This window comes from Marinobacter sp. RI1 (assembly GCF_041155085.1).
Classification (GTDB): domain Bacteria; phylum Pseudomonadota; class Gammaproteobacteria; order Pseudomonadales; family Oleiphilaceae; genus Marinobacter; species Marinobacter nauticus.
The window spans coordinates 3719406-3741401 of the sequence record NZ_AP031605.1 but is presented as its reverse complement, the minus strand read 5'-3'; the positions used below and the strand labels follow the sequence as shown (position 1 = coordinate 3741401).

Here is a 21996-nt window from a genome sequence, read left to right as displayed (position 1 = left end):
AAAATTTGCCCTATGATAACGCACTGTTTTGCCGGGAGTCCTGCGTGTTCCAGTTTATCTATTCCCAGCTGATTCGCCTTGTGCTGCCGTTCATACTGATCCGGCTGTGGTGGCAAGGGCGTAAAGCGCCCGCCCTTCGGCGCGACTGGCAACACCGTTTGGGTTGGGTGCCTGAAATTTCTGGCCCGGTTATCTGGGTACACGCCGTGTCTGTGGGTGAAACCATTGCGGCAGGCCCGTTGGTCAGGCGCCTGCTCGCCAGGAATCTGGGGGCCACTATTTTGATGACGGCGATGACCGACACCGGGTTGGCCCAGGCCCGCAAGATGTTTGGTGACAGGGTAACGTATGCCTACGCCCCATACGACACACCCGGCGCCATCCGGCGTTTTCTGGACCGCATCAATCCCAGGATTCTGGTTATTCTCGAAACTGAAATCTGGCCCAATATGATCCGCCAATGCCGCCGGAGGAGAGTTCCGGTTTTCCTGATAAATGCGCGCTTGTCCGAGCGTTCTGCCCGTGGTTACGAACGGGTCAAAGGGCTGGCCGCGCCGATCATGAAAAGCATTACCTGGGTGGCGGCGCAGGCCGACCGGGATGCTGACCGGTTTCGGCGCATTGGCGTTGCCGCCTCCCACGTTGAGGTTACTGGCAGTGTGAAGTTTGATGTCGATATACCGGATGATGTGCGTGCGGCTTCCCGTGCCTTGCGTGAGGAGCTTGGGGCTCGCCCGGTCTGGATTGCCGGCAGCACGCATTCCGGAGAAGACCAGCAGTTGCTTGACGCTCATCAGGGAATACTTCAGCAACATCCTGAGGCTTTGCTGATTATTGTGCCCAGGCATCCGGATCGCTTTGACTCTGTCGCCGAGCTGGCGGAGAAAGAGGGGTTTTCTGTTGCCCGTCGTTCAACCGGTGATGACCCTGCCGAAGCTCAGGTTTATCTGGGTGACACCATGGGCGAACTGATGATGCTGTACGGTGCCAGTGATATCGCCTTTGTTGGAGGTTCGTTGATCGAGCGTGGTGGGCATAATCCACTGGAGCCGGCAGCCTGGGGAATACCGGTTTTTTCGGGTCCTCATGTTTTCAATTTTGAAACCATATACGAGCACCTGCTGACGGATGGTGCTGTGCAGGTAATAGACGGGGCGAAAGCCTTGGCCACGGCGCTCAGTAAGCTGATGACTGATAAAGAAGAATGCCGGGCCTACGGAGTGCGTGCATTAAGCGTCGTTCAGAAAAACCGGGGTGCCTTGGATAAGGTTGTCGAGGGGATTATCGAACGTCTGTAGCTCCGGGTATCGCCGGTGATACCCGGAGCTCGCCTTTTGGGGATTACCGGGCAGGGTTGTCCAGTGTGCGGTCTTCCTCTGCCATCGCTTCTATGCCTCGCGCACCTTCACTCAGCCAGTTGTTCAGATCCACCAGATCCTGAGGGCTCAGGGTTCCGGCTGCCTGTTTCAGTTGCAGAGTGTTGATCACGTAATCATACCGCGCATTGGCGTAGTCCCGCAGGGCGACGTAGTAAGCCCGCTCTGCATCCAGCACTTCCACGATGTTGCGGGTACCAACGTCATAACCGGCCCGGGTGGCATCCAGGGCGCTACGACGAGAGATGATGGTCTGCTCCAGTGCCGATGCCGTTTCCACGTTGTTGTTCACGGTGAGGAACAGGCTGCGGGTGTTTACCTGTACATCGCGACGGACGGTGTTCAGATCCTGCTCTGCAGCGGTGACCAGAGAGCGTTGTTGGCGCACGCCGGCCTGGGTGCCGCCGCCCATATAGAGAGGCACGTTGAGCTCCAGGCCAATAACCCCCTGGGTTCCTTCCTGCTGAGGGTTTCGGGCGCCGTCCAGCTCGGACTCGCCATAGGATGCCACCAGGTCCAGTGTTGGCAAATGGCCGGATTTGGCAACTTTAAGATTGGCCTCGCTGGCGTTCAGTTGTGATAAAGCCGCTTGAATGGACCAGTTCTGGTCCAGGGCTGTTGTTTCCCAGGCATTCGGGTTCATGGGCTCAGGTCGACCGAGCGGGAAATTCTCGCGCAGGTTTTCCAGGTCATCGGCGTATTCGCCGGTCAGTCGCGCCAGCTGCTCCCGGGCGACATTCAGCTGGTTGTCGGCGGCGATGCGCTGGCTTTTGCTGTCGTCATAGCTGGCGCGGGCTTCGTACACCTCGGTGATGGCGATCAGGCCGACGTCGAAGCGTTCCTGCGCCTGTTCATACTGGCGCTGGATTGCTGCTTCAGTCGCGCGAGCTGTTGCAACGGTATCCTGAGCGCGCAGGACATTAAAATAGGCGGTTGCAACATCCAGAATCAGTTGTTGCTGGGCCAGGTTGTACTGGGCCTGGGCGGCTTCGGTCTGGAACTGGCTGGCGTCGTAGCGGAACCAGTTGTCGGCGCGGAAAACCGGTTGCGACAATTGCACGCCATAGTTGAATGACTTGTAGCTGTCTCCCGGGCCGTTTTCAGCGTCGAAATCCGTGTGGTTGGCTTCGGCAAACGCACCAACCTGCGGCAATAAGGTACTCTTGCTCACATCGCTGGCGGCTTGCTGGGCCTGAAACTGTGCCAGCGCAGAGGCGATGCCGGAGTCATATGACAGTGCCTGCTCATAAGCCTCCACAAGATCCAGAGAGAAAGCGGGCTGGGCTGCCAGCAGGGTGATCAAACCTGGAAGTAAACGTTTCTTCATTATTGCTCCTGAAAACTATCTCCGGGCATCCGTGATCTGGACACAGGTATCGGCAGGTCAACGTGTAGAGCGCGGGTTTATCCCGATAGTGACCCAAAGGTATTGGTGGCCCATTATGGACAATAATCGTTCCCGTCTCTACACTTGAAAAGCTCACTCATTTTGTGAGCAAAACAGAATATTTATCGCGTCTTGACGGGGTGCTGATTCGCCTGAAGCAGGTGATCGGCTGAGATTGCAACGCAGAACCCGCGACCTGATCCGGATAATACCGGCGTAGGGATTAAGACCGTACGAACCATGCCGGAAGTAGGTTTCGAATTACCTTCGGCATAACTCCGTCATACGCGACCCGACCACCTGAGCAAACACGGGAGCAGACGATGACGGACATCCCATCCTACCTGAGCGATTCCGCACAAGTAGACTCCGCAGCAATCAAACCATTACCAAGCTCACGAAAAATATACGTGCAGGGTAGCCGAGCCGATCTGCGCGTGCCTATGCGGGAAATTACTGTGGGCGACACGCCCACTGAAATGGGCGGCGAAAAGAACCCGCCAGTGGTGGTGTACGACACCTCCGGGCCCTATTCAGACCCGGAAGCCAGCATTGATCTGCGCAAGGGGCTGCCGCCGGTGCGCGCTGCATGGATTGCCGAACGCGGCGATGTCGAACAACTGGAAGGGTATACCTCTGAGTTTACCCGCCGGCGTATGAAAGATCCGACTCTGGATCCGCTCCGGTTTATGGACGAGCGCAAACCCCTGCGTGCCAAACCCGGCAACAATGTGTCCCAAATGCATTACGCCCGGCGGGGCATTGTCACTCCGGAAATGGAATACATTGCCATCCGGGAGAACATGAAGCTGCAGGAAGCCCGAGAGAATGTATTGCTGGCCGAGCAGCACCCCGGGCAGTCATTCGGTGCCAACCTGCCGAAAGAAATTACCCCGGAATTTGTCCGCGACGAAGTGGCCCGTGGCCGCGCCATCATTCCAGCCAACATCAACCACCCGGAAATCGAACCGATGATCATCGGTCGCAACTTCCTGGTGAAGATCAACGGCAACATTGGCAACTCGGCAGTGACCTCCTCCATTGAAGAGGAAGTGGAAAAACTCACCTGGGGCATTCGCTGGGGAGCGGATACCATCATGGATCTGTCCACCGGAAAGAACATTCACGAAACCCGGGAATGGATCATCCGCAACTCCCCGGTCCCCATCGGCACCGTGCCCATCTACCAGGCCCTGGAAAAAGTCGGCGGCGTGGCCGAAGATCTGACCTGGGAAATCTTCCGCGACACCTTGATTGAACAGGCGGAGCAGGGCGTGGATTACTTCACCATCCATGCTGGCGTGCGCCTGCACCACGTACCGCTGACCGCCAAACGCACCACCGGCATTGTGTCCCGAGGTGGTTCCATCATGGCCAAGTGGTGCCTGGCTCACCACAAGGAAAGTTTCCTGTACGAGCACTTTGAAGACATCTGCGAAATCATGAAGGCCTATGATGTCTCCTTCAGTCTTGGTGACGGCCTGCGCCCGGGCTCCATTGCCGATGCCAATGATGCCGCCCAGTTTGGTGAACTGGAAACCCTCGGAGAACTCACCAAAATTGCCTGGAAGCACGACGTCCAGTGCATGATCGAAGGCCCCGGCCATGTGCCGATGCAGTTGATCAAGGAGAATATGGACAAACAGCTGGAATGCTGTGACGAAGCGCCGTTCTATACGCTCGGACCGCTGATCACCGATATTGCACCGGGCTATGACCACATCACGTCTGGCATCGGGGCGGCCATGATCGGTTGGTATGGTTGTGCCATGCTTTGTTATGTCACGCCAAAGGAACACCTTGGACTGCCCAACAAGGACGATGTGAAAACCGGCATTATCACCTACAAGATCGCCGCGCATGCTGCAGATCTCGCAAAGGGTCACCCGGGTGCCCAGATCCGCGACAATGCGTTGTCCAAAGCACGATTCGAGTTCCGCTGGGAAGACCAGTTCAATCTGGGGCTGGACCCGGATACTGCCCGCGCCTACCACGACGAAACCCTTCCCAAGGAATCGGCCAAGGTGGCGCATTTCTGCTCCATGTGTGGCCCCAAGTTCTGCTCCATGAAAATCTCCCAGGAGGTCCGGGATTACGCGGCAGAGCACGGTATCGATGAGGTGTCGGCGATTGATGCCGGTATGCAGGCGAAATCACGGGAGTTTGTGGAATCGGGCAGCAAGATCTACGACAAGATCTGACCCGCATTCACTTGGTTCCATGATGGCGTGAATCCGAGCCTGGCGGGGTGTTAACTTGCACCCCGCCGTGGCTCCGGCTATCGTTCAAGGCCGAATGCGCAACCGGGTGAAGTAATGCCAAAACCATTCCAGTTCAACGCCAGCGACGTCAAAGTCGAAAAACGTGAAACCGTGTTCCAGGGCTTCTTCCGAATGGACAAACTCTGGCTGACGCATCCGCGCTTCGATGGTCGCGACATGCCCGTCTTTACCCGGGAACTGTTTATCCGGGGTGATGCCACCTGCGTGCTGCCATACGATCCGGCGCGCGACGAGGTTGTACTTCTGGAGCAGTTTCGTTTGGGGGCGCTCCACCGTAACCAGTCCCCCTGGTTACTGGAACTTGTTGCTGGCATGAATGAGGATGGTGAGAGTCCGGAAGAGGTGGCCCAGCGAGAAGGTCAGGAAGAGGCTGGGCTGAGTTTCAGTCGCCTGGACAAAATCTGCGATTACCTGGTTTCCCCCGGCGGTACCACGGAAATGATCCACCTGTATTGCGGTCAGATCAGCACCGCCGAGGCTGGTGGTGTTTTCGGTATGGAACATGAGCACGAGGACATTCTCAGCCACGTGGTGTCAGCGGAAGAATGCTTTGCCATGATTGCTGATGGCCGCATCAATAACGCCGCCGCGATTATTGCCATCCAGTGGCTGCAATTGAACCGGGAGCGTTTGCGGCGGGAGTGGCAAGCATGACGGAGTGGGTAAAGCGGCCCAGGCAATATGTGCCGGACCTGCGCCAGTTGGGGGCGCTCTGCGACGGCAACTATCAGCGCCTGCGCAAGCTGCGCCAGCTTGAGGTGGATGGCAAACCCGTATGTGAGTTCGAACTGCACCGGGAGAACCAGTACCTGGGCCGGGTGCGAATTGAAGTGCTGCAAACGGCCAGATTCACAGAAACCCTGCTGCTGGAGCAAGTCCACAACAGCGGCCGATGGCTGAACAACCCGCGGATGACTGTGCGCGTATACCACGATGCCCTCATGGCCGAAGTAATCAGCTGCTACCGGCAACGACAGATTGCGCCCGTGAATGACTATCCGAACCGGTTTATGCATCACCCGGATGAAAAGGTTCAGGTGAACGGCTTCCTGGCCGATTGGCTGGACTATTGCCTGCGTTTCGGGCACCTGCCGATGGAGCATGCAGCCTGGTCTGCGGGCGAAGGCATCGATTGAAAACCCTCATCTCTGAACGGTTTCTCAGTTCGCCGAAAGTCTATAAAGCCGGTTGCCGGACCTGTGGCAGAGTTGTCAAATACTGCAAAATATAGCGTGCCGCTGGTCAGAATGTGATCCACCTTCCATTCGTGAACAATCAATCTGAACTAAGCCATCGTACACTTGTCTGGATTATCAACTGCTTGCAGAAAACAGAACAGGCCTGGCATGACCAAACCCACAACGGCGCGCCCACTCAATGTGTTGCAGCTTACCGATCCGCACCTTATGGCGTCTGCGGATGGAGCCTTGCTGGGAGTCAACACCCGTGACAGCCTGGCGGCGGTGATTGACGAAGTGCTTCGCAATCACGGCCAGCCCGACCTGATTCTTGCCACCGGAGACCTCACCCAGGATGCGTCGCCGGAGGCGTATCGCTATTTCGCTGAACAACTGAAGGCGTTTGATTGCCCCTCGCTCTGGATTGCTGGCAATCATGACGATTCCGCGCTCTTGTCTTCCATTGCGGCGGAGTCCGGCTCTGATCAGAAACAATGGGTCCAGGGCGGCTGGCAGTTTGTCATGCTCGATTCCTCGGTACACAGCAAGGTGTATGGAGAGCTTTCGGCCGATGAGCTGAGTTTTCTCGACAGGGCTTTGTCCGAGCAACCAGAGATGCCTGCTGTGGTTAGTCTGCACCACCACCCGGTGGATATCGGTTCAGACTGGATGGAAAAAATCGGGCTCAAAAACCGGGACGCCTTCTGGCAAGTGATTGACCGGCATCCGCAGGTTCGGGTAGTGCTGTGGGGCCATATCCATCAAGAGCTTGAACAGCAGCGCAACGGTGCTTGCCTGCTGGCTACACCTTCCACTTGCATCCAGTTCGCCACAGGATCCAGTGACTTTGCCGTGGAACCTCTGGCACCGGGTTATCGCTGGCTGGAACTTGATCCCTCCGGCAGCTTCAAGACGGAAGTCCGCCGAGCGGAAAGTTTCGAGTTTGACCTGGACGAGAAGAGTACCGGGTATTGATTCGGGCCTGGCTGAAGGCAGATCACGGTTTACGTTGACGGCTTTGATAATATGACAAGCCTGTGAAGGGGATTTCACAGGGAAGATCAGCACTCGTCAACGGATGACACGGAATGAAAATCATACAACCTCAGGATCTGCGGGCTGCGGATCTGCCAGGGCTGGAATCGCCCTTTTTTGCCTTGGAAAAAGCCCGGCGCTTTATTCAGAACAACCCCAACATAAATCTGGAGCGCCTCCTTGGACAGCCGGCAACTTACGGTCTGGGAGCGCGGGCGTTCAATCTACAGCGCAATACCCATATTGAAAATGTCCTCCGGGAAATACGGGATGGGCGACTTCTTCTGGTTTTTGACAGTATTGATGGCGAGCCATCCTCACCCGTCGTGCGTTGGCGTGAGGAGGTGGGAGGCGAGGGCCGTTGGCAGGTGACAGACGCCGGAGTTGATCATGAGATCATCGCCGGAGTAAACGCTCTCAATCAGCACGGTATTACCCCGGGAGATTTGCGGGTTCAGGGCAGTCTGGGCGTGGGAAGTCTGCCTTCAGGCGATTTCGCGATGGAGTATCGCCTTAAACAGCGCGAGCAGGCTTCGCGGCAAGACGTTCAATCCGGCGGCTCACCCAGCTCATTCTCGAAAAACGTTTTGCCTGTCTCTCCACTGACCAAGACGACCGAATCTTCCACCACCGAAGCACCTCCGGAGGTCCATCTCGAAATCGGCATCTTCACTGATGGCACCCTCAACAATGCTGAAAATTCCAGGGAACTGGAAGAGCGAGTGGCGACCGAATGCGTTGAGGCTTTTGAGCGCGGCGAGATGTCACTGGAGGAATGTGAGTATCGATTGTCTCTGGCATTGGGGGGGAGTTATGGCAATGCGCCGAGTAATGTGGCGAAGCTGGCTACTCATTATGCCGAAACTAAAAGTAAGTCTGGGAAGCGGGTAATCCATCGGCTATGGACCTATGCACCTGGAATTGGTACTAAAACTGGCGAGGGTGATTCGCTGGTTGGATCGATTTCAGGAATGGGGGATACGGGTATAGTTAGTCAGGTTCGCGATGTCTTCGCGAATGCTGCGAACCGAGTTGGTGAGCTTGAGCTTCCTGGACAGATTAGAGTTCTGAAGGTTGATTTGTTCGGATTTAGTCGCGGAGCGGCATCCGCGCGTCATGCCGTATACGAAATACAGAAGGGGCAGAGTGGGGCGCTGGGTGAGGCATTTCGAAGAGAGGGTATTGATTGGCCTGAAGAAACAAAAATTCGCTTTGTTGGGCTATTCGATACAGTTGCGGCTATCGTGAATCCGTTATTGCTGGATTTTGGGCCCGGCAATAGTCGGAATGAACCTGTAAGGGTCTCCCTCGACCCTGCACATGTTGAGCGCGCTGTGCATATTGTTGCCGCCGACGAAGTCAGGAAAAACTTCTCCCTGAATAGCCTACGTAACGCTGATGGGAGTCTGCCAGAGGCATTCCGTGAAATATCTTTGCCTGGGGTACATTCAGATATCGGAGGAGGTTATCCAGATGCGCAACGCGAGGATGTCCTGCTGACTCCATACCATTTGATTCCAACCAGTCGGCATCGTTGGCCGGAACAGACTATGCAGTGGGATAATCTGGAGGAACTCAGGTCGACAATTGCCTCCGAAGGCTGGGTTGGTGAGCGTAGTTCGCCAGATCAATTGTCCGAAAGATATGGCTCAGCGACCGCGGGGGTTGGCGCTGAGGCGGATTCCTACTTGGGAATCTACAAAAAAGTCTCTTCTCATCCGGCGCCTGACGGTCGGGTTGAATTGGCGTTGCGAATGGTTCGTGAGGTTCGGGGAGAGTATTCCCTTATAGCGTTAAAAGTAATGTGCGAACTGGCAAAGGAAGCCGGTGTCCCATTCCGTGATATCAATAGTAGTGACGGGGCAAAATTGCCAGAGGATTTGGAGTCAATTGCAGAAACCATTCTTGATCAGGTTACCTCCGGCTCCGACAGCCCTTCGTTAAGTACAGGGCAGCGCGCTCTGATTCGTCAACGATATACTCACCACTCAGCGAACTATAATCCCCTTCGAACAATGATGAAGGGCCTCGTGGCGACTTTTCGTCTCGGGCGACACTTTAGCCCAAATGCGCCGGCAGACTCTGGAAAGCGGACCATCCATCCCAACAATTGAGAGATTTCGTGATGTGCAGATTGCTAAGGATTGCATTAGTGCTTGCACTAGTCTTTGTTATTGCCAGCTGCTCAACTTGGACGAAAGACGAGTCTTCACTATACATTGGTGTCTCAGCACCGGAGAAATACCAGATGCGGGTTGTGCATCTGCAATTGGAAAAGCCTGGTGAAAGAAGCTGGTGGTTCCCTGTTGGTTCAGTCTCTTGTTGTTGGATTGGGGAATCAGGCCCCCGCCGGGTTGGCGGTGGTGAATTGTCTCCCTTCCCCAGTTTGATCGCGCTTCATTGGTTTTCATTTGCAGAGCAAAAATTCTATTTCTCATTGATTCGTGTACCGGAGGGCCTTCAGGACCGGATGCGTAAGCCAGCCGCACACTCATATCCGGACGGAACAACCGGCATGAGGCCTCGGAGCTCGCTGGTATTGGGCCTGGCCCCCGGCGGCCAGGTCGTAATGTGGATGATGAGCCAGCGAAGTAACGCGGTGGAGGTGATGCGAGTATCTGCTACTGAGGTTGAGGGCGACCCCGCCGATTTTGCCAGTGCCACAGCGTCTTATCTGGAGGAGCATGGCGATTACCTGGAAGAGCATGGCCTGCAGCTCGACAAGTGGTAGCCGCACCGCTCAATCTGCGGGTGCATTTTCTTGGGCGCACCCACAGATTGCCGCTTGTGAAACCTAGCTTCTCAGTTCCCGCGCTGCCGCTACCATGGTTTCCAGTGCCGGCGTCACTTCTTCCCATTTCCGCGTTTTCAGGCCGCAGTCCGGGTTAATCCACAGCCGTTCTGCGGGGATACGTTCAGCCGCCAGAGTCATCAGGTTGATGATGTGTTCCTTGTCAGGAATGTTGGGCGAATGGATGTCGTATACGCCCGGACCAATGTCGTTGGGGTATTCAAAGCTCCGGAACGCATCCAGCAGTTCCATGTCTGACCGTGAGGTCTCGATGGTGATGACATCGGCATCCATACGGGCAATGGCTTCGATGATGTCGTTGAACTCCGAGTAGCACATATGGGTATGGATCTGGGTGCTGTCATCTACGCCGTTGGCGGCGATGCGGAAGCTGTTGATCGCCCACTCCAGATACGTTGCCCAGTCGGACTGTCTCAGCGGCAGGCCTTCGCGCAGAGCGGCTTCGTCGATCTGGATAATGTTTACGCCAGCTTGTTCCAGATCCTGAACCTCCTCGCGAATCGCCAGGGCCAGCTGCAGGCAGGAGTCCTTGCGAGGCTGATCATCCCGCACGAAAGACCAGTTCAGAATCGTCACCGGGCCGGTCAGCATCCCTTTCACCGGTTTGTCGGTCAGCGACTGGGCATAGCGGATCCATTCCACGGTCATGGCCTGGGGGCGGCGGATATCGCCAAACAGAATCGGCGGTTTCACGCAGCGTGAACCGTAAGACTGAACCCAGCCGAAGCGCGTGAAGGCATAGCCGTCCAGTTGCTCGCCAAAGTATTCCACCATGTCATTGCGTTCCGGTTCGCCGTGTACCAGGACATCCAGTCCGAGCTTTTCCTGCTCTTCCACGCAACGAACAATTTCTGCTCGCATTTGTTCGATGTAAGCCTGTTCGCTCAGCTCGCCCTTACGGAATTGCAGTCGCGCCTGTCGAATCTCGCGGGTTTGCGGGAAAGATCCGATGGTCGTGGTCGGGAAGGCGGGCAGGTTTAGTCTCTCCCGCTGGCGGACGATCCGCTGAGGGTAGGGACTCTGGCGATTGCCAAGCTCAGACGTGGCGGCGGCAACGGCCTTTCGAACCTCCGGATTGGTCACGCGATGGGAGCTGCGGCGGCTATCGATGGCCAATTGATTGTCTGCCAGCTCGGCGCGCACGCTGCTGCGGCCCTCGTTCAGTGCTCTGGCGAGAATCTTCAGTTCGTCGAGTTTCTGAACCGCAAACGCCAGCCAGTTGCGAATGTCGCGATCTAGTTCCTGTTCCCGGGAGAGATCAACAGGGACATGCAGAAGCGAGCAGGTCGGTGCCAGCCACAGACGTTGGCCCAGTTTTTCGTTCAGGGGTTCCAACCAGCCCAGAGTGCTGTTCAGATCCGATTTCCAGATGTTGCGACCGTTGACCACCCCGAGAGAAAGCACCTTGTGGCTCGGCAGCCAGTCTGCCACCCGACTGACCTCGGCCGGCGCGCTGATGGCATCAACGTGCAGGCCTGCAACGGGCAATTCGCACGCCAGCTGAAGATTGTCCCTGAGCTCGCCGAAATAGGTGGCCAATAGCAGTTTCGGGCGGTTCGTTTTGAGCTGGTGGTAAGCCAGATTGAAGGCATAACGCCAGTTGGCGTCCAGGTCCGTGACCAGGGCAGGTTCGTCAATCTGAACCCATTCCGCGCCGGCATCCGCCAGGGCTTCCAGGAGTTGGGAGTACACCGGTAGCAGGCGCTCCAGCAAATCCAGAGGATTGCTTCCATCCGAGCTTTTTCCCAGCCAGAGATAGGTCACCGGGCCAATAATCACGGGTTTTGCGTTGAGTCCCTGTTTCCGTGCTTCGGACAGTTGTGTTAACAGTCGTTCCGGATTGAGTTCAAAGTGAGTGTCAGCTGTCAGCTCCGGCACAATATAGTGGTAGTTGGTGTCAAACCACTTGGTCATCTCGCCAGCGGCAGTGGCGCAGCAGGGGCTATCATTGGCACCCCGGCCACGTGCGGCACGGAAGTAAGCGTCCAGCTCCGAGCCTTCTTTGCTGGCGGCCCGGATGGGGAGGTTTCCCAGAGTGACGGACATATCCAGCACCTGGTCGTAAAGGGAAAAATCGCCTACCGGCACGTAATCGAGCCCGGCCTGTTGCTGCCAGTGACGCCGGCGCAGATCGGCTGCCGTGATGGCCAGTTCCTGTTCGGTTTGCCGGCCGCCCCAATAGTCTTCCAGCGCGAATTTCAGCTCACGCTGGCCACCGATACGGGGGAAGCCGAGGTTATGTGTGGTTGCCATGATCGAGTCCTTGAATCCTGTGTGTTGAGTCAGGCCTCAAGGTTAGGCGGGCTTTTGCATGAATAAAAATGGTATTATTTCACTAAATCATGAAAAAGTTTCACGGATAGGACATGGTCGAGCGGCATCATCTGGAAATCATGCGAGCGGTGGAGCGTCAGGGTTCACTGACGGCTGCGGCGGAACAGCTACACCTCACCCAGTCGGCGTTGTCCCACGCTATTCGTAAACTGGAGCAACAACTGGGCACGTCGGTCTGGCTCCGAGAGGGGCGTCAGTTGCGTTTGACTCAGGCTGGTCATCAACTGCTGGCATTGGCCAATCGTTTGCTGCCGCAGTTTGAACACGCTGAGATGCAGATTCACCAGATTGCCCAAGGGCAGCGCGGCAGCTTGCGAGTTGGCATGGAGTGTCACCCCTGCTATCAATGGCTTCTGAAAGTAGTAGGCCCTTACTTGCAGCAGTGGCCGGATGTCGATGTGGATGTGAAACAGGAGTTCCAGTTCGGCGGCATGGGCGCGTTGTTTGGTCATGATATCGACTTGCTGGTTACCCCGGACCCGTTGCATAAGCCCGGTGTACGTTTTGAGCCCGTGTTCGATTATGAACAGGTGTTGGTGGTGTCGGAAGATCATTCGCTTGCCGATGAAAAATGGGTAGAGCCGCATCAACTCGAAAAAGAAACGCTGATTACTTATCCGGTGGCAGTAGAGCGTCTGGACATCTTCACGCGGTTTTTTCTGCCGGCGCATACCGCACCGGCGCGCCATAAGACCATTGAGACCACCGATATCATGTTGCAGATGGTTGCTGCAGGGCGAGGGGTGAGTGCGTTACCACGCTGGCTGGTGGATGACTATGCCCGGAACATGCCCATCAGAGCCCTGAAACTCGGGCAACAAGGTATGCCCAAACAGATTTTTCTGGGTTTCCGGGAGCGTGACGAGGCGGTGGATTATCTGAACGCGTTCGTGAAGCTGGCCCGCAGCATTCGCTGGAACTAATCTCTTCGGTTAAACTGCGCGGAAAATTATCACAGGACACACAAATCATGAGTGAAATCCCTTCTGATCTGAAGTACATCGAAACTCACCAGTGGGTGCGCGTTGACGCTGACGGCACCGCCACCGTGGGCATCACCGATTTTGCCCAGGAGCAGCTGGGAGATGTGGTCTACATCGGTGTGCCGGAAATGGGCGCAACGGTAAACGGCGGCGAAGAAGCCGGCGTGGCAGAATCCGTGAAATCCGCCTCAGACGTTTTCAGCCCGGTAACCGGCGAGGTCATCGAGATCAATGAAAAGCTGGAAGACGAGCCGGAAATCGTGAACGAAGACCCCTACGGCGATGGCTGGATGTTCAAGGTAAAACTGGCCGACGAAGGCGAGCTGGAAGGCCTCATGGATGCGGCTGCCTACGCTGAACACGTGGCCGCTGAGGAATAATTATTGATGGAATTCCCCGTTCTCTATCTGCGCAAAGGCGCAGAACGTCGTCTCCGGGCCGGTCATTTGTGGGTGTACAGCAACGAGGTGGATACCCGCCGCAGCCCGCTGACGGAGTTTCAGCCCGGCGCGCAGGTGCAGGTTCGGGCATCGAACGACAAACCGATGGGGGTGGCGTTTGTGAACCCCCATGCCCTGATCTGCGGTCGTTTGATCAGTCGTGATGCTGCTCACGGCATGACGCCCAAGCGGCTGACTGATCGCATGGAGGCGGCACTGAGCCTGCGGGAGCGATTGTTTGATAAACCCTTTTATCGCTGGGTATTCGGCGACAGCGATGGTCTCTCTGGCCTGGTAGTAGACCGGTTCGATGATGTCGTCGTAGTGCAGATCTCCACCGCCGGCATGGAGCAGATGAAGGAGGCTATTGTCCGTGCCGTCCAGCGCCTGGCTCATGCCCGCATCATCGTGCTGAAGAACGATGGAAAAATGCGCAAAGTAGAAGGGCTGGATACTTACGTGGAATTTGCCCACGGTCCGGAAGCCGACACTGTGCTGGTGGAAGAAAACGGCGCCCGCTTTGAAGTGCCCCTGGCGGGCGGCCAGAAAACCGGCTGGTTCTACGACCACCGCATGAATCGCCAGCGCCTGCAGGCCTACGCGCCCGGCAAAAAAGTTCTCGATGTGTTCAGTTACGTGGGCGGTTGGGGCATTCAGGCCGCTTGCGCCGGCGCATCCCAGGTGACCTGCGTGGACGCATCGTCAGCCGCCGTAGATGCGGTACACCACAACGCCAAACTGAATGGGCTGGAAAACGTGGATACCATTGAAGGTGATGCCTTTGATGCCCTGAAAGCCCTGGCGGACGAAAAGGAAAAATTCGACATCGTGGTGCTGGACCCTCCTGCCTTGATCCCGCGCCGCCGGGACCAGAAAGCTGGTGAGCAAGCCTATGCCCGGTTGAATCAATTGGGGCTCCGGCTGCTGGAGCGCGACGGACTACTGGTGTCGGCCTCCTGTTCCATGCATCTTTCCCAGGAAAAGCTGATCGATATTATTCGTAGCAGCGGCCGCAAGATCGACCGGTTTGTGCAACTACTGGAACAGGGTCACCAGGCGCCGGATCATCCGATCGTACCGGGGATTCCGGAGACGGACTATATCAAGTCCTGCTTTGTGCGTTCCCTGACTGGGTTTTTGTGATCTGCGGGCGTTACGCCCGCAGCGAAATCACCGCCCAGCCATTCTCAATTGCCGTTTTCTCCAGGGTAGGGTCCGGGTCCACCGCCACAGGATTGTCCACCTTCCGCAACAGCGGCAAATCATTGTGGGAATCGCTGTAGAACCAGGCGCCCTCAAGGCTCTTGCCGTGGGCGGCCAGCCAGTCATTCAGCCGCTCCACCTTGCCCTCCTGAAAACTCGGTGTGCCCGCCACTTCACCCGTGAATTTCCCGTTCACCAGCTCTGGCTCAGTGGCAATCAAATGATCCACTCCTAGCATTTCGGCAATAGGTTCGGTAATAAAACGGCTGGTTGCCGTAATGATCATCAGCGTGTGGCCCCGCTCGCGATGATCCGCGAGTAACTTCACCGCCTTGTCCAGCATCATCGGCTGCACCTTCTTGGCCATGAAAGCAGCCCGCCAGCCTTCAAGCTCTTCCAGATTGTGGCGGGTGAGGGGGGCCAGTACAAAGCGCTGGTAATGGAAAACATCCAGCTCTCCATTCAGATATTCCTGATAGAAGCGGTCGTTGGCCCGCTTGTACTCCTCCGCATCCACCATGCCCTCTTCCACCAGGAATTCGCCCCATGCATGGTCGCTGTCCCCGGCCAGCAAAGTGTTATCCAGATCAAAAATCGCGAGCGTCAAGCCTTCTCCTCCCATCCGTACAGGCATCATGGCAAAGGCGACAGTCTACCACGGCATGCCAGTAACGTGCCGCCAACAGCTCCGTTTGCCGAAGCCTTGGGTTTCTGTAAGAATGAGAGCAACTTGGACAATTTTCGCCGGTTAAAAAATGACCGGCAGCCGACTACTACGAGGACTGTGCCGTGATCGACTCAGACGGTTTCAGACCCAACGTCGGAATCATTCTGGCCAACCACAGGGGAGAAGTTCTCTGGGCAAGGCGAATAGGGCAGGACTCCTGGCAGTTTCCTCAGGGCGGTATCAAGCACAACGAAACCCCCGAGGATGCACTCTACCGGGAGCTTGGAGAGGAAATCGGCCTGTGTGCCAGCGATGTGGAAATCATCAGCTGCACCCGGGGCTGGCTGCGTTACCGGCTTCCGAGGAGGATGGTACGCCATAACTCGCACCCCGTATGCGTGGGGCAAAAACAGAAATGGTTCCTGCTGAGGATGTTATCGCCAGATGCGTATGTACGCGTGGATGGCACGGATTCACCGGAATTCGACGGCTGGCAGTGGGTGAGCTACTGGTATCCGTTGGGGCAGGTGGTTTCATTTAAACGAGAAGTATACAGACGCGCGTTGAGGGAGCTGGCCCCAAGACTGTTTCATAACATGGAGCAGTGGCACCGGGCCGAGAACCCACGGCGTATGAAGGAACATCAGAAATGACGGACTGACTCCATGCTGAGCATCCTGCGAAGTCTAGTACAAGAGGTAAACAGCGCCCGCGATCTCCAGGAGGCGTTGGAAATCATTGTATCGCGGGTGCAAAAGGCCATGGGCACAGAGGTCTGCTCGGTTTATCTGCTGGATCCCGCCTCTAATCGCTACATCCTGATGGCCACCGAAGGCCTTTACAAAGACTCCGTGGGTCAGGTCAGCCTGGCCTACTCCGAGGGTCTGGTGGGGCTTGTCGGTTCCCGTGAGGAACCCATCAATCTTGAAGATGCGCCATCCCACCCGCGCTATCGTTACTTTCCGGAGACCGGTGAGGAACGCTTCCGCTCGTTTCTGGGGGTGCCGATCATTCACCATCGCCGGGTACTGGGCGTGCTGGTGGTTCAGCAACGGGAGAGTTCCCGTTGTTTCGATGAAGGTGAAGAAGCTTTTCTGGTCACCGTGTCAGCCCAGTTGGCGGGTGTGATTGCCCACAGTGAGGCCACAGGTGCCATCAGTGGATTGTCGCTGACGGGTGAGGAAGCCCGCGATGTCAGTTTCAGCGGCGTTCCCGGAGCGCCGGGTGTCGCCATTGGAACGGGCGTGGTGGTTTATCCTGCCGCCGATCTGGATGTGGTTCCGGAAAAGCCGACCGAAGACATCGATCAGGAGCTGGAACTCTTTCGTTCAGCTGTTTCGGCGGTGCGGGAAGATATCGAGCGCGTTGCCAACCGCCTTGCGTCCCAGCTCCGGCCGGAAGAGCAGGCGTTGTTCGATGTCTATCTGCGGATGCTGGGAGATGAGGCGCTACCGGGTGAGGTGGCGAATCGAATCCGGGAAGGCGTTTGGGCTCAGGGCGCCCTGAAACAGGTGGTTCAGCAGTATGTTCGTCATTTCGAGATGATGGACGACCTGTACCTGCAAGAACGCGCAGTCGACATCCGTGATCTGGGCCGCCGACTACTCTCACACCTGCAGGAAGGTGAGCAGAAGCATCTGGAGTATCCCGAGCGTACCGTGCTGGTGAGTGAAGAGCTGACGCCGGCCATGCTTGGTGAAGTGCCCAAAGGGCAATTGGTTGGGCTGGTCTCGGTAAAGGGGTCGAGCAACTCCCACGTTGCCATCCTGGCCAGGGCAATGGGTGTGCCCACGGTGATGGGTCTGGTAGACATCCCGGTTAACCAGCTCGATAGCCGGGAACTGGTGGTAGATGGTTTCGAAGGGCAGATTTTCGCGTCTCCCTCAGCGGATCTCAGGGCCTTTTTCCAGGCCATCTGCGACGAAGAGGACGAACTGGTTCGGGGCCTTGAAGCGCTTCGTGACAAGCCCTGTGAGACCACTGACGGTCATCGGGTCTCGCTGCTGGTGAATACCGGTTTGATGACCGACGTGGTGCGCTCCCTTTCCCATGGTGCCGAGGGCATCGGCCTGTACCGCACCGAAGTGCCGTTCATGATCAAGGATCGCTTCCCGTCAGAGCAGGAGCAGCGGGAATACTACCGGGAACAGCTGGAGGCCTTTGCTCCCAATCCGGTGACCATGCGAACCCTCGATATTGGCGGTGACAAGGCACTGACCTATTTTCCCATACAGGAAGAAAACCCGTTCCTCGGCTGGCGCGGTATCCGGGTAACGCTGGACCATCCTGAGATCTTCCTGGTACAGGTGCGGGCCATGCTTAAGGCCAGTGAGGGTCTGAACAACCTGCAGATCATGTTGCCGATGATCAGCAATATTTCTGAGGTGGAGGAGTCCCTGCACCTGATCTATCGGGTCTATCACGAAGTTCGTGAAGAAGGGTACGACATCCATATGCCCAAGGTGGGTGTGATGGTGGAAATCCCGGCCGCGGTTTACCAGATTCGTGAGCTGGCGGAGCGGGTGGATTTCCTGTCAGTGGGCTCCAACGATCTGACCCAATACTTGTTGGCGGTAGATCGCAATAACCCGAGGGTGGCACAGCTGTATCACTCCTATCATCCGGCGGTGCTGCAGGCGCTGGTGCGGGTGGCTCAGGATGCCCATTCGGTGGGCAAACCGGTGGGTATCTGTGGCGAACTGGCGGGTGATCCGGGCGGCGCGCTTTTGCTGATGGCCATGGGCTATGACTCCCTGTCGATGAACGCAGCGAGTCTGCCGAAAGTGAAATCCGTGATCCGCAGCGTGGGGCGGGAATGGGCCATTCAACTGTTGGAGGATGTGCTGTTGCTGGATTCGCCCCATGTCATCAAGAGCTGTGTTGATCTGGCGTTACGCAATGCCGGTTTTGGTCGCTACTTGCGCCCAGCCCGTACCTCGTCGGCAGCACTGGCAGAACAGGCCGTTTCCTGAGCATTGTGAGGGTTATAGTGTGCGCACTCTAAATTCCCTTGTTAGGTTGTTGGATAACTGAAATCCTGCAGCAGTATCCGATAAGGACAGGCAATGAAGACAGCGACCGAGCTCAAGCCAGCACCGAGAATTGGCCTCGCCCTTGGCGGCGGCGGGCCTCTGGGTGGTATTTACGAGATCGGTGCCCTGCGGGCTCTGGACGAAGCCCTGGATGGTCTGGATTTCAATAATATCGATGTCTATGTCGGCGTAAATGCCGGCTCTTTTGTGGCTGCCAATCTGGCAAACCAGATGACCACAGCCCAGCTTTGCCGCATCTTCGTAAGGAACGAAGCTGAGGTTCACCCGTTTCACCCTGAGGTTTTCTATCGTCCGGCTTTGCGTGAGATCGGGCGCCGGCTGCTCGCTGTTCCGGGCTTGCTTTCAACGGCGGTCAGCCGGTTCGTGAACAACCCTTACGATCAGAGCCTGCTGGAAGCCATGACCATTCTGGCCCAGGCGGCACCGGCCGGACTTTTCGATAACGAGGGGTTGCACGAGTACCTGAAGCGCGCCTTCACCATGCTTGGCCGCACGAACGATTTTCGTCAGCTCAAGCGCAGTCTGTATGTGGTTGCTGCAGATGTGGAGAGCACGGAGGCGGTCTGCTTTGGTGCGCCCGGGTACGATCATGTCCCCATATCCCGGGCGGTTCAAGCCAGTACTTCATCTCCGGGGCTGTACGTGCCGGTCGAGATTGATGGTCGTTTTTACGTGGACGGTACCCTGAGAAAGGGGTTGCATGCCTCGGTCGCTTTTGAAGATGGCGCGGATCTGGTGTTGGCGGTCAATCCCCAGGTGCCCATCGATGCCAGTGCTGCGGTGCGCGCGGGGACCATGAAGCCGGGCGAGCTTACCCGTTCCGGCATGCCGAATCTGTTGTCCCAGATGTTCCGGACCATGGTTTATTCCCGTATGCAGTCGGGTATTGCGCAATACACCCGTGATTATCCGGATAAGGACATACTGCTGTTTGAACCTACCCGGGATGATGCCAAGCTGTTTTTCTCAAACGTGTTCAGCTTCCAGAGTCGCCGTATGGTGTGTGAGCACGCCTATCAGATGACCCGCCGAGATCTGCTCCGGCGGGCAGATGAATTGGAGCCCAAACTGCGCAAGTACGGCATTACGCTGCGCCGGGATCGTCTTGAGGATGAGCAGAGAACCATCAGTACCAGCCTGTATGGTGAAATGCTGCCCCTGTATGTGGCCAAAGGTCGCAAGAAGCAGGGCGAGAAGAACCGGATTGCGAGCGGCTTCAGTACCGTCACGCACCTGTTCTCAAAGGCAGAATAAGTACTGATGTTGCTGATACGGGCATGAAAAAGCCGGAGAGGTCATCCCCTCCGGCTTTTTTGTTGGCATTTCAGGAAACCGCGAATCAGAGAATGTAGCGGCTCAGGTCTTCGTCTTCAGACAGCTCGCCGAGCTTCTCGTCAACGTAGTCCGCGGTCACCTCAAAGGTATCGGTGACCTGGTCGCCAGCGTCGTAGGACAGACTTTCCAGCAAGCGCTCAAGCACGGTATGCAGGCGGCGCGCACCGATATTCTCGGTGGTTTCGTTCACCTTGTAAGCCACTTCCGCAATGCGGGCGATGGCATCGTCGGCGAAGGTCAGTTTCACACCTTCGGTGCCCATCAGCGCTTCATACTGCTGCACCAGCGAGGCATCCGGTTCGGTCAGAATGCGCTTGAAGTCGTCCGGCGTCAGCGCCTGCAGCTCCACGCGAATCGGCAGGCGGCCCTGCAGTTCCGGAATCAGGTCAGAAGGCTTGGACAGGTGGAAGGCGCCAGAGGCAATGAACAGAATGTGGTCGGTCCGAATGGAACCGTATTTGGTGCTTACGGTGCTGCCTTCAATCAGAGGCAACAAGTCGCGCTGAACGCCTTCCCGGGACACATCCGAGGAGGTGTTTTCCGAGCGTTTGGCAACCTTGTCGATCTCATCGATAAAGACAATCCCGTTCTGCTCAACCGCCTGAATGGCCTTCTGCTTGATCTCTTCCTCATTCACCAGCTTGGCGGCTTCTTCGTCCTTCACCCGCTTCATGGCATCCGCCACTTTCATCTTGCGGGTTTTGCGCTTGTCCGAAGACAGGTTGGAGAACATGCTCTGCAACTGGGAGGTCATCTCTTCCATACCCGGAGGTGCCATGATCTCCACGCCGGCTCCACTGCTGCGTAAATCGATCTCGATTTCCTTGTCGTCCAGCTCGCCTTCCCTCAGTTTCTTGCGGAACAGCTGTCGGGTTGAGGAGTCCGCATTGGTGCGCTGGCTGTCTTCGTTAAAATCCCTGGGGGGCGGGAGCAGGGCATCCAGAATGCGGTCTTCGGCGGCATCCAGTGCACGGTGTTCATGCCGCTTCATTTCCTGTTCGCGCAGCATTTTCACCGCCATGTCGGCCAGGTCGCGGATGATGGACTCAACATCCCGGCCTACATAGCCCACTTCGGTAAATTTGGTGGCTTCCACTTTCAGGAAGGGAGCATCCGCCAGTTTGGCTAACCGGCGGGCGATTTCCGTTTTGCCGACACCGGTGGGGCCGATCATCAGGATATTTTTCGGGGTGATTTCATCCCGCAGGCTGCTGTCCAGTTGCATGCGGCGCCAGCGGTTACGCAGGGCAATGGCGACGGCGCGTTTTGCTTCTTCCTGGCCCACGATGTGTTTGTTCAGTTCGTGGACAATCTCTCGGGGAGTCATTGCAGACATGGTCGCTCCGGTCGTCAGTCTTTAATGGGCAGCACTTCCAGAGTGCGGTTCTGATTGGTGTAAATGCAGATGTCGCCGGCAATTTCGAGCGCCTTCTCGGCGATTTCGTTGGCGCTGAGCTCGGTGTTTTCCAGCAGCGCCCGGGCGGCGGCCTGGGCAAACGGTCCGCCGGAACCGATAGCGATCAGCCCCTGCTCCGGCTCGATTACGTCGCCGTTGCCGGTAATGATCAGAGAAGCGGTTTTGTCCGCAACGGCCAGCAGGGCTTCCAGTTTGCGCAGGGCGCGGTCTGTGCGCCAGTCTTTGGCCAGTTCTACAGCGGCACGGGTGAGGTTGCCCTGGTGCTTTTCCAGCTGGGCTTCGAATCGCTCGAACAAGGTGAAGGCATCGGCGGTGCCACCGGCAAAACCAGCGATTACCTGGCCGTTGTACAGGCGGCGTACCTTTCGGGCATTGCCTTTCATAACGGTGTTGCCGAGGGATACCTGGCCATCACCGCCCATGGCGACTTCATTCTCCCGGCGTACGGAAACTATCGTGGTCATTGGCGCTCCAGTTGCCTGTTTGAATTTGTA

Annotated in this window: 18 protein-coding genes and 1 riboswitch; of the genes, 13 read left to right on the top strand and 5 right to left on the bottom strand. The window is 56.8% G+C overall.

From position 1 onward, the window contains the following. Positions 1–44: 44 nt before the first annotated feature. Complete coding sequence (gene waaA / locus ACAM27_RS16950; RefSeq protein ID WP_121208539.1) at positions 45–1298, top strand: lipid IV(A) 3-deoxy-D-manno-octulosonic acid transferase; 1254 nt, start codon at positions 45–47, stop codon at positions 1296–1298. Between the two features lie 43 nt (positions 1299–1341). On the opposite strand, the gene ACAM27_RS16945 is transcribed toward waaA, so the two are convergent. Further along, a complete protein-coding gene (locus tag ACAM27_RS16945) occupies positions 1342–2703 on the bottom strand; it encodes a TolC family outer membrane protein (protein ID WP_014420550.1) in 1362 nt (453 codons plus the stop codon). 186 nt (positions 2704–2889) lie between these two features. Beyond that, positions 2890–3003, top strand: a riboswitch (TPP riboswitch). Between the two features lie 83 nt (positions 3004–3086). On the opposite strand from ACAM27_RS16945, the gene thiC reads away from it, so the two are divergent. From thiC to ACAM27_RS16915, 6 genes are all read left to right on the top strand, one after another. After that, entirely contained in the window at positions 3087–4964 is a 1878-nt protein-coding gene (thiC, locus tag ACAM27_RS16940) for a phosphomethylpyrimidine synthase ThiC (RefSeq protein ID WP_369612346.1), read from the top strand. 114 nt (positions 4965–5078) lie between these two features. Then, on the top strand, positions 5079–5699 hold the full coding sequence (locus tag ACAM27_RS16935; protein WP_014420552.1) for an NUDIX domain-containing protein: 621 nt from the start codon (positions 5079–5081) through the stop codon (positions 5697–5699). Then, positions 5696–6181: a DUF1249 domain-containing protein gene (locus tag ACAM27_RS16930; protein WP_023010963.1), complete on the top strand. Its 486-nt coding sequence runs from the start codon at positions 5696–5698 to the stop codon at positions 6179–6181. The genes ACAM27_RS16935 and ACAM27_RS16930 overlap by 4 nt, the downstream gene beginning before the upstream one ends. A gap of 210 nt (positions 6182–6391) precedes the next feature. Then, positions 6392–7198 carry a 3',5'-cyclic-AMP phosphodiesterase gene (gene cpdA / locus ACAM27_RS16925; RefSeq protein WP_041654561.1) on the top strand — a complete coding sequence of 269 codons (807 nt, stop codon included), beginning with the start codon at positions 6392–6394 and terminating at the stop codon, positions 7196–7198. A 113-nt stretch (positions 7199–7311) separates the two neighbouring features. Continuing rightward, positions 7312–9372 carry a DUF2235 domain-containing protein gene (locus ACAM27_RS16920; protein WP_369612345.1) on the top strand — a complete coding sequence of 687 codons (2061 nt, stop codon included), beginning with the start codon at positions 7312–7314 and terminating at the stop codon, positions 9370–9372. Between the two features lie 11 nt (positions 9373–9383). Next, entirely contained in the window at positions 9384–9989 is a 606-nt protein-coding gene (locus ACAM27_RS16915) for a DUF2931 family protein (RefSeq protein WP_369612344.1), read from the top strand. Positions 9990–10052: 63 nt separating this feature from the next. On the opposite strand, the gene metE is transcribed toward ACAM27_RS16915, so the two are convergent. Then, positions 10053–12323, bottom strand: coding sequence for a 5-methyltetrahydropteroyltriglutamate--homocysteine S-methyltransferase (metE, locus tag ACAM27_RS16910; protein WP_141067843.1), 2271 nt, complete (start codon positions 12321–12323; stop codon positions 10053–10055). Between the two features lie 113 nt (positions 12324–12436). Between metE and ACAM27_RS16905 the strand changes: the two genes are divergently transcribed. Genes ACAM27_RS16905 through ACAM27_RS16895 form a run of 3 tightly spaced genes read left to right on the top strand, consistent with a single transcriptional unit; the run spans position 12437 to position 14970 of the window. Next, complete coding sequence (locus ACAM27_RS16905; protein ID WP_206855050.1) at positions 12437–13327, top strand: LysR family transcriptional regulator; 891 nt, start codon at positions 12437–12439, stop codon at positions 13325–13327. Between the two features lie 47 nt (positions 13328–13374). After that, positions 13375–13767 (top strand): glycine cleavage system protein GcvH, encoded by a 393-nt coding sequence (gene gcvH, locus ACAM27_RS16900; RefSeq protein ID WP_011784330.1) that lies wholly within the window; start codon positions 13375–13377, stop codon positions 13765–13767. 6 nt (positions 13768–13773) lie between these two features. After that, positions 13774–14970 carry a class I SAM-dependent rRNA methyltransferase gene (locus ACAM27_RS16895; RefSeq protein WP_011784331.1) on the top strand — a complete coding sequence of 399 codons (1197 nt, stop codon included), beginning with the start codon at positions 13774–13776 and terminating at the stop codon, positions 14968–14970. A 10-nt stretch (positions 14971–14980) separates the two neighbouring features. Here ACAM27_RS16895 and ACAM27_RS16890 read toward each other — a convergent pair whose 3' ends face one another. Beyond that, complete coding sequence (locus ACAM27_RS16890) at positions 14981–15637, bottom strand: HAD family phosphatase (RefSeq protein ID WP_141067846.1); 657 nt, start codon at positions 15635–15637, stop codon at positions 14981–14983. 182 nt (positions 15638–15819) lie between these two features. Here ACAM27_RS16890 and ACAM27_RS16885 point away from each other — a divergent pair, with 182 nt between their 5' ends. The 3 genes from ACAM27_RS16885 (at position 15820) to ACAM27_RS16875 (ending at position 20004) form a co-directional block, all read left to right on the top strand. After that, the gene (locus ACAM27_RS16885; protein WP_023010968.1) at positions 15820–16350 is read left to right on the top strand and encodes an RNA pyrophosphohydrolase; all 531 of its coding nucleotides are present in this window, start codon (positions 15820–15822) and stop codon (positions 16348–16350) included. A 12-nt stretch (positions 16351–16362) separates the two neighbouring features. Beyond that, positions 16363–18669, top strand: a complete 2307-nt coding sequence (gene ptsP, locus ACAM27_RS16880; RefSeq protein WP_011784334.1) for a phosphoenolpyruvate--protein phosphotransferase — start codon at positions 16363–16365, stop codon at positions 18667–18669. 93 nt (positions 18670–18762) lie between these two features. Then, positions 18763–20004 (top strand): patatin family protein, encoded by a 1242-nt coding sequence (locus tag ACAM27_RS16875; protein WP_022992070.1) that lies wholly within the window; start codon positions 18763–18765, stop codon positions 20002–20004. Between the two features lie 85 nt (positions 20005–20089). Here ACAM27_RS16875 and hslU read toward each other — a convergent pair whose 3' ends face one another. Together hslU and hslV are read right to left on the bottom strand one after the other, a co-directional pair. After that, positions 20090–21421, bottom strand: coding sequence for an HslU--HslV peptidase ATPase subunit (gene hslU, locus ACAM27_RS16870; RefSeq protein ID WP_011784336.1), 1332 nt, complete (start codon positions 21419–21421; stop codon positions 20090–20092). 14 nt (positions 21422–21435) lie between these two features. Next, positions 21436–21966: an ATP-dependent protease subunit HslV gene (gene hslV / locus ACAM27_RS16865; protein ID WP_369612343.1), complete on the bottom strand. Its 531-nt coding sequence runs from the start codon at positions 21964–21966 to the stop codon at positions 21436–21438. Between the last annotated feature and the right edge of the window lie 30 nt (positions 21967–21996).

What these genes read in the sequence shown, in the direction of transcription:
- ACAM27_RS16945 (WP_014420550.1), bottom strand. Translation starts at nt 2,703, where the DNA reads ATGAAGAAACGTTTACTTCCAGGTTTGATCACCCTGCTGGCAGCCCAG.
- thiC (WP_369612346.1), top strand. Translation starts at nt 3,087, where the DNA reads ATGACGGACATCCCATCCTACCTGAGCGATTCCGCACAAGTAGACTCC.
- ACAM27_RS16935 (WP_014420552.1), top strand. Translation starts at nt 5,079, where the DNA reads ATGCCAAAACCATTCCAGTTCAACGCCAGCGACGTCAAAGTCGAAAAA.
- ACAM27_RS16930 (WP_023010963.1), top strand. Translation starts at nt 5,696, where the DNA reads ATGACGGAGTGGGTAAAGCGGCCCAGGCAATATGTGCCGGACCTGCGC.
- cpdA (WP_041654561.1), top strand. Translation starts at nt 6,392, where the DNA reads ATGACCAAACCCACAACGGCGCGCCCACTCAATGTGTTGCAGCTTACC.
- ACAM27_RS16920 (WP_369612345.1), top strand. Translation starts at nt 7,312, where the DNA reads ATGAAAATCATACAACCTCAGGATCTGCGGGCTGCGGATCTGCCAGGG.
- ACAM27_RS16915 (WP_369612344.1), top strand. Translation starts at nt 9,384, where the DNA reads ATGTGCAGATTGCTAAGGATTGCATTAGTGCTTGCACTAGTCTTTGTT.
- metE (WP_141067843.1), bottom strand. Translation starts at nt 12,323, where the DNA reads ATGGCAACCACACATAACCTCGGCTTCCCCCGTATCGGTGGCCAGCGT.
- ACAM27_RS16905 (WP_206855050.1), top strand. Translation starts at nt 12,437, where the DNA reads ATGGTCGAGCGGCATCATCTGGAAATCATGCGAGCGGTGGAGCGTCAG.
- gcvH (WP_011784330.1), top strand. Translation starts at nt 13,375, where the DNA reads ATGAGTGAAATCCCTTCTGATCTGAAGTACATCGAAACTCACCAGTGG.
- ACAM27_RS16895 (WP_011784331.1), top strand. Translation starts at nt 13,774, where the DNA reads ATGGAATTCCCCGTTCTCTATCTGCGCAAAGGCGCAGAACGTCGTCTC.
- ptsP (WP_011784334.1), top strand. Translation starts at nt 16,363, where the DNA reads ATGCTGAGCATCCTGCGAAGTCTAGTACAAGAGGTAAACAGCGCCCGC.
- ACAM27_RS16875 (WP_022992070.1), top strand. Translation starts at nt 18,763, where the DNA reads ATGAAGACAGCGACCGAGCTCAAGCCAGCACCGAGAATTGGCCTCGCC.
- hslU (WP_011784336.1), bottom strand. Translation starts at nt 21,421, where the DNA reads ATGTCTGCAATGACTCCCCGAGAGATTGTCCACGAACTGAACAAACAC.
- hslV (WP_369612343.1), bottom strand. Translation starts at nt 21,966, where the DNA reads ATGACCACGATAGTTTCCGTACGCCGGGAGAATGAAGTCGCCATGGGC.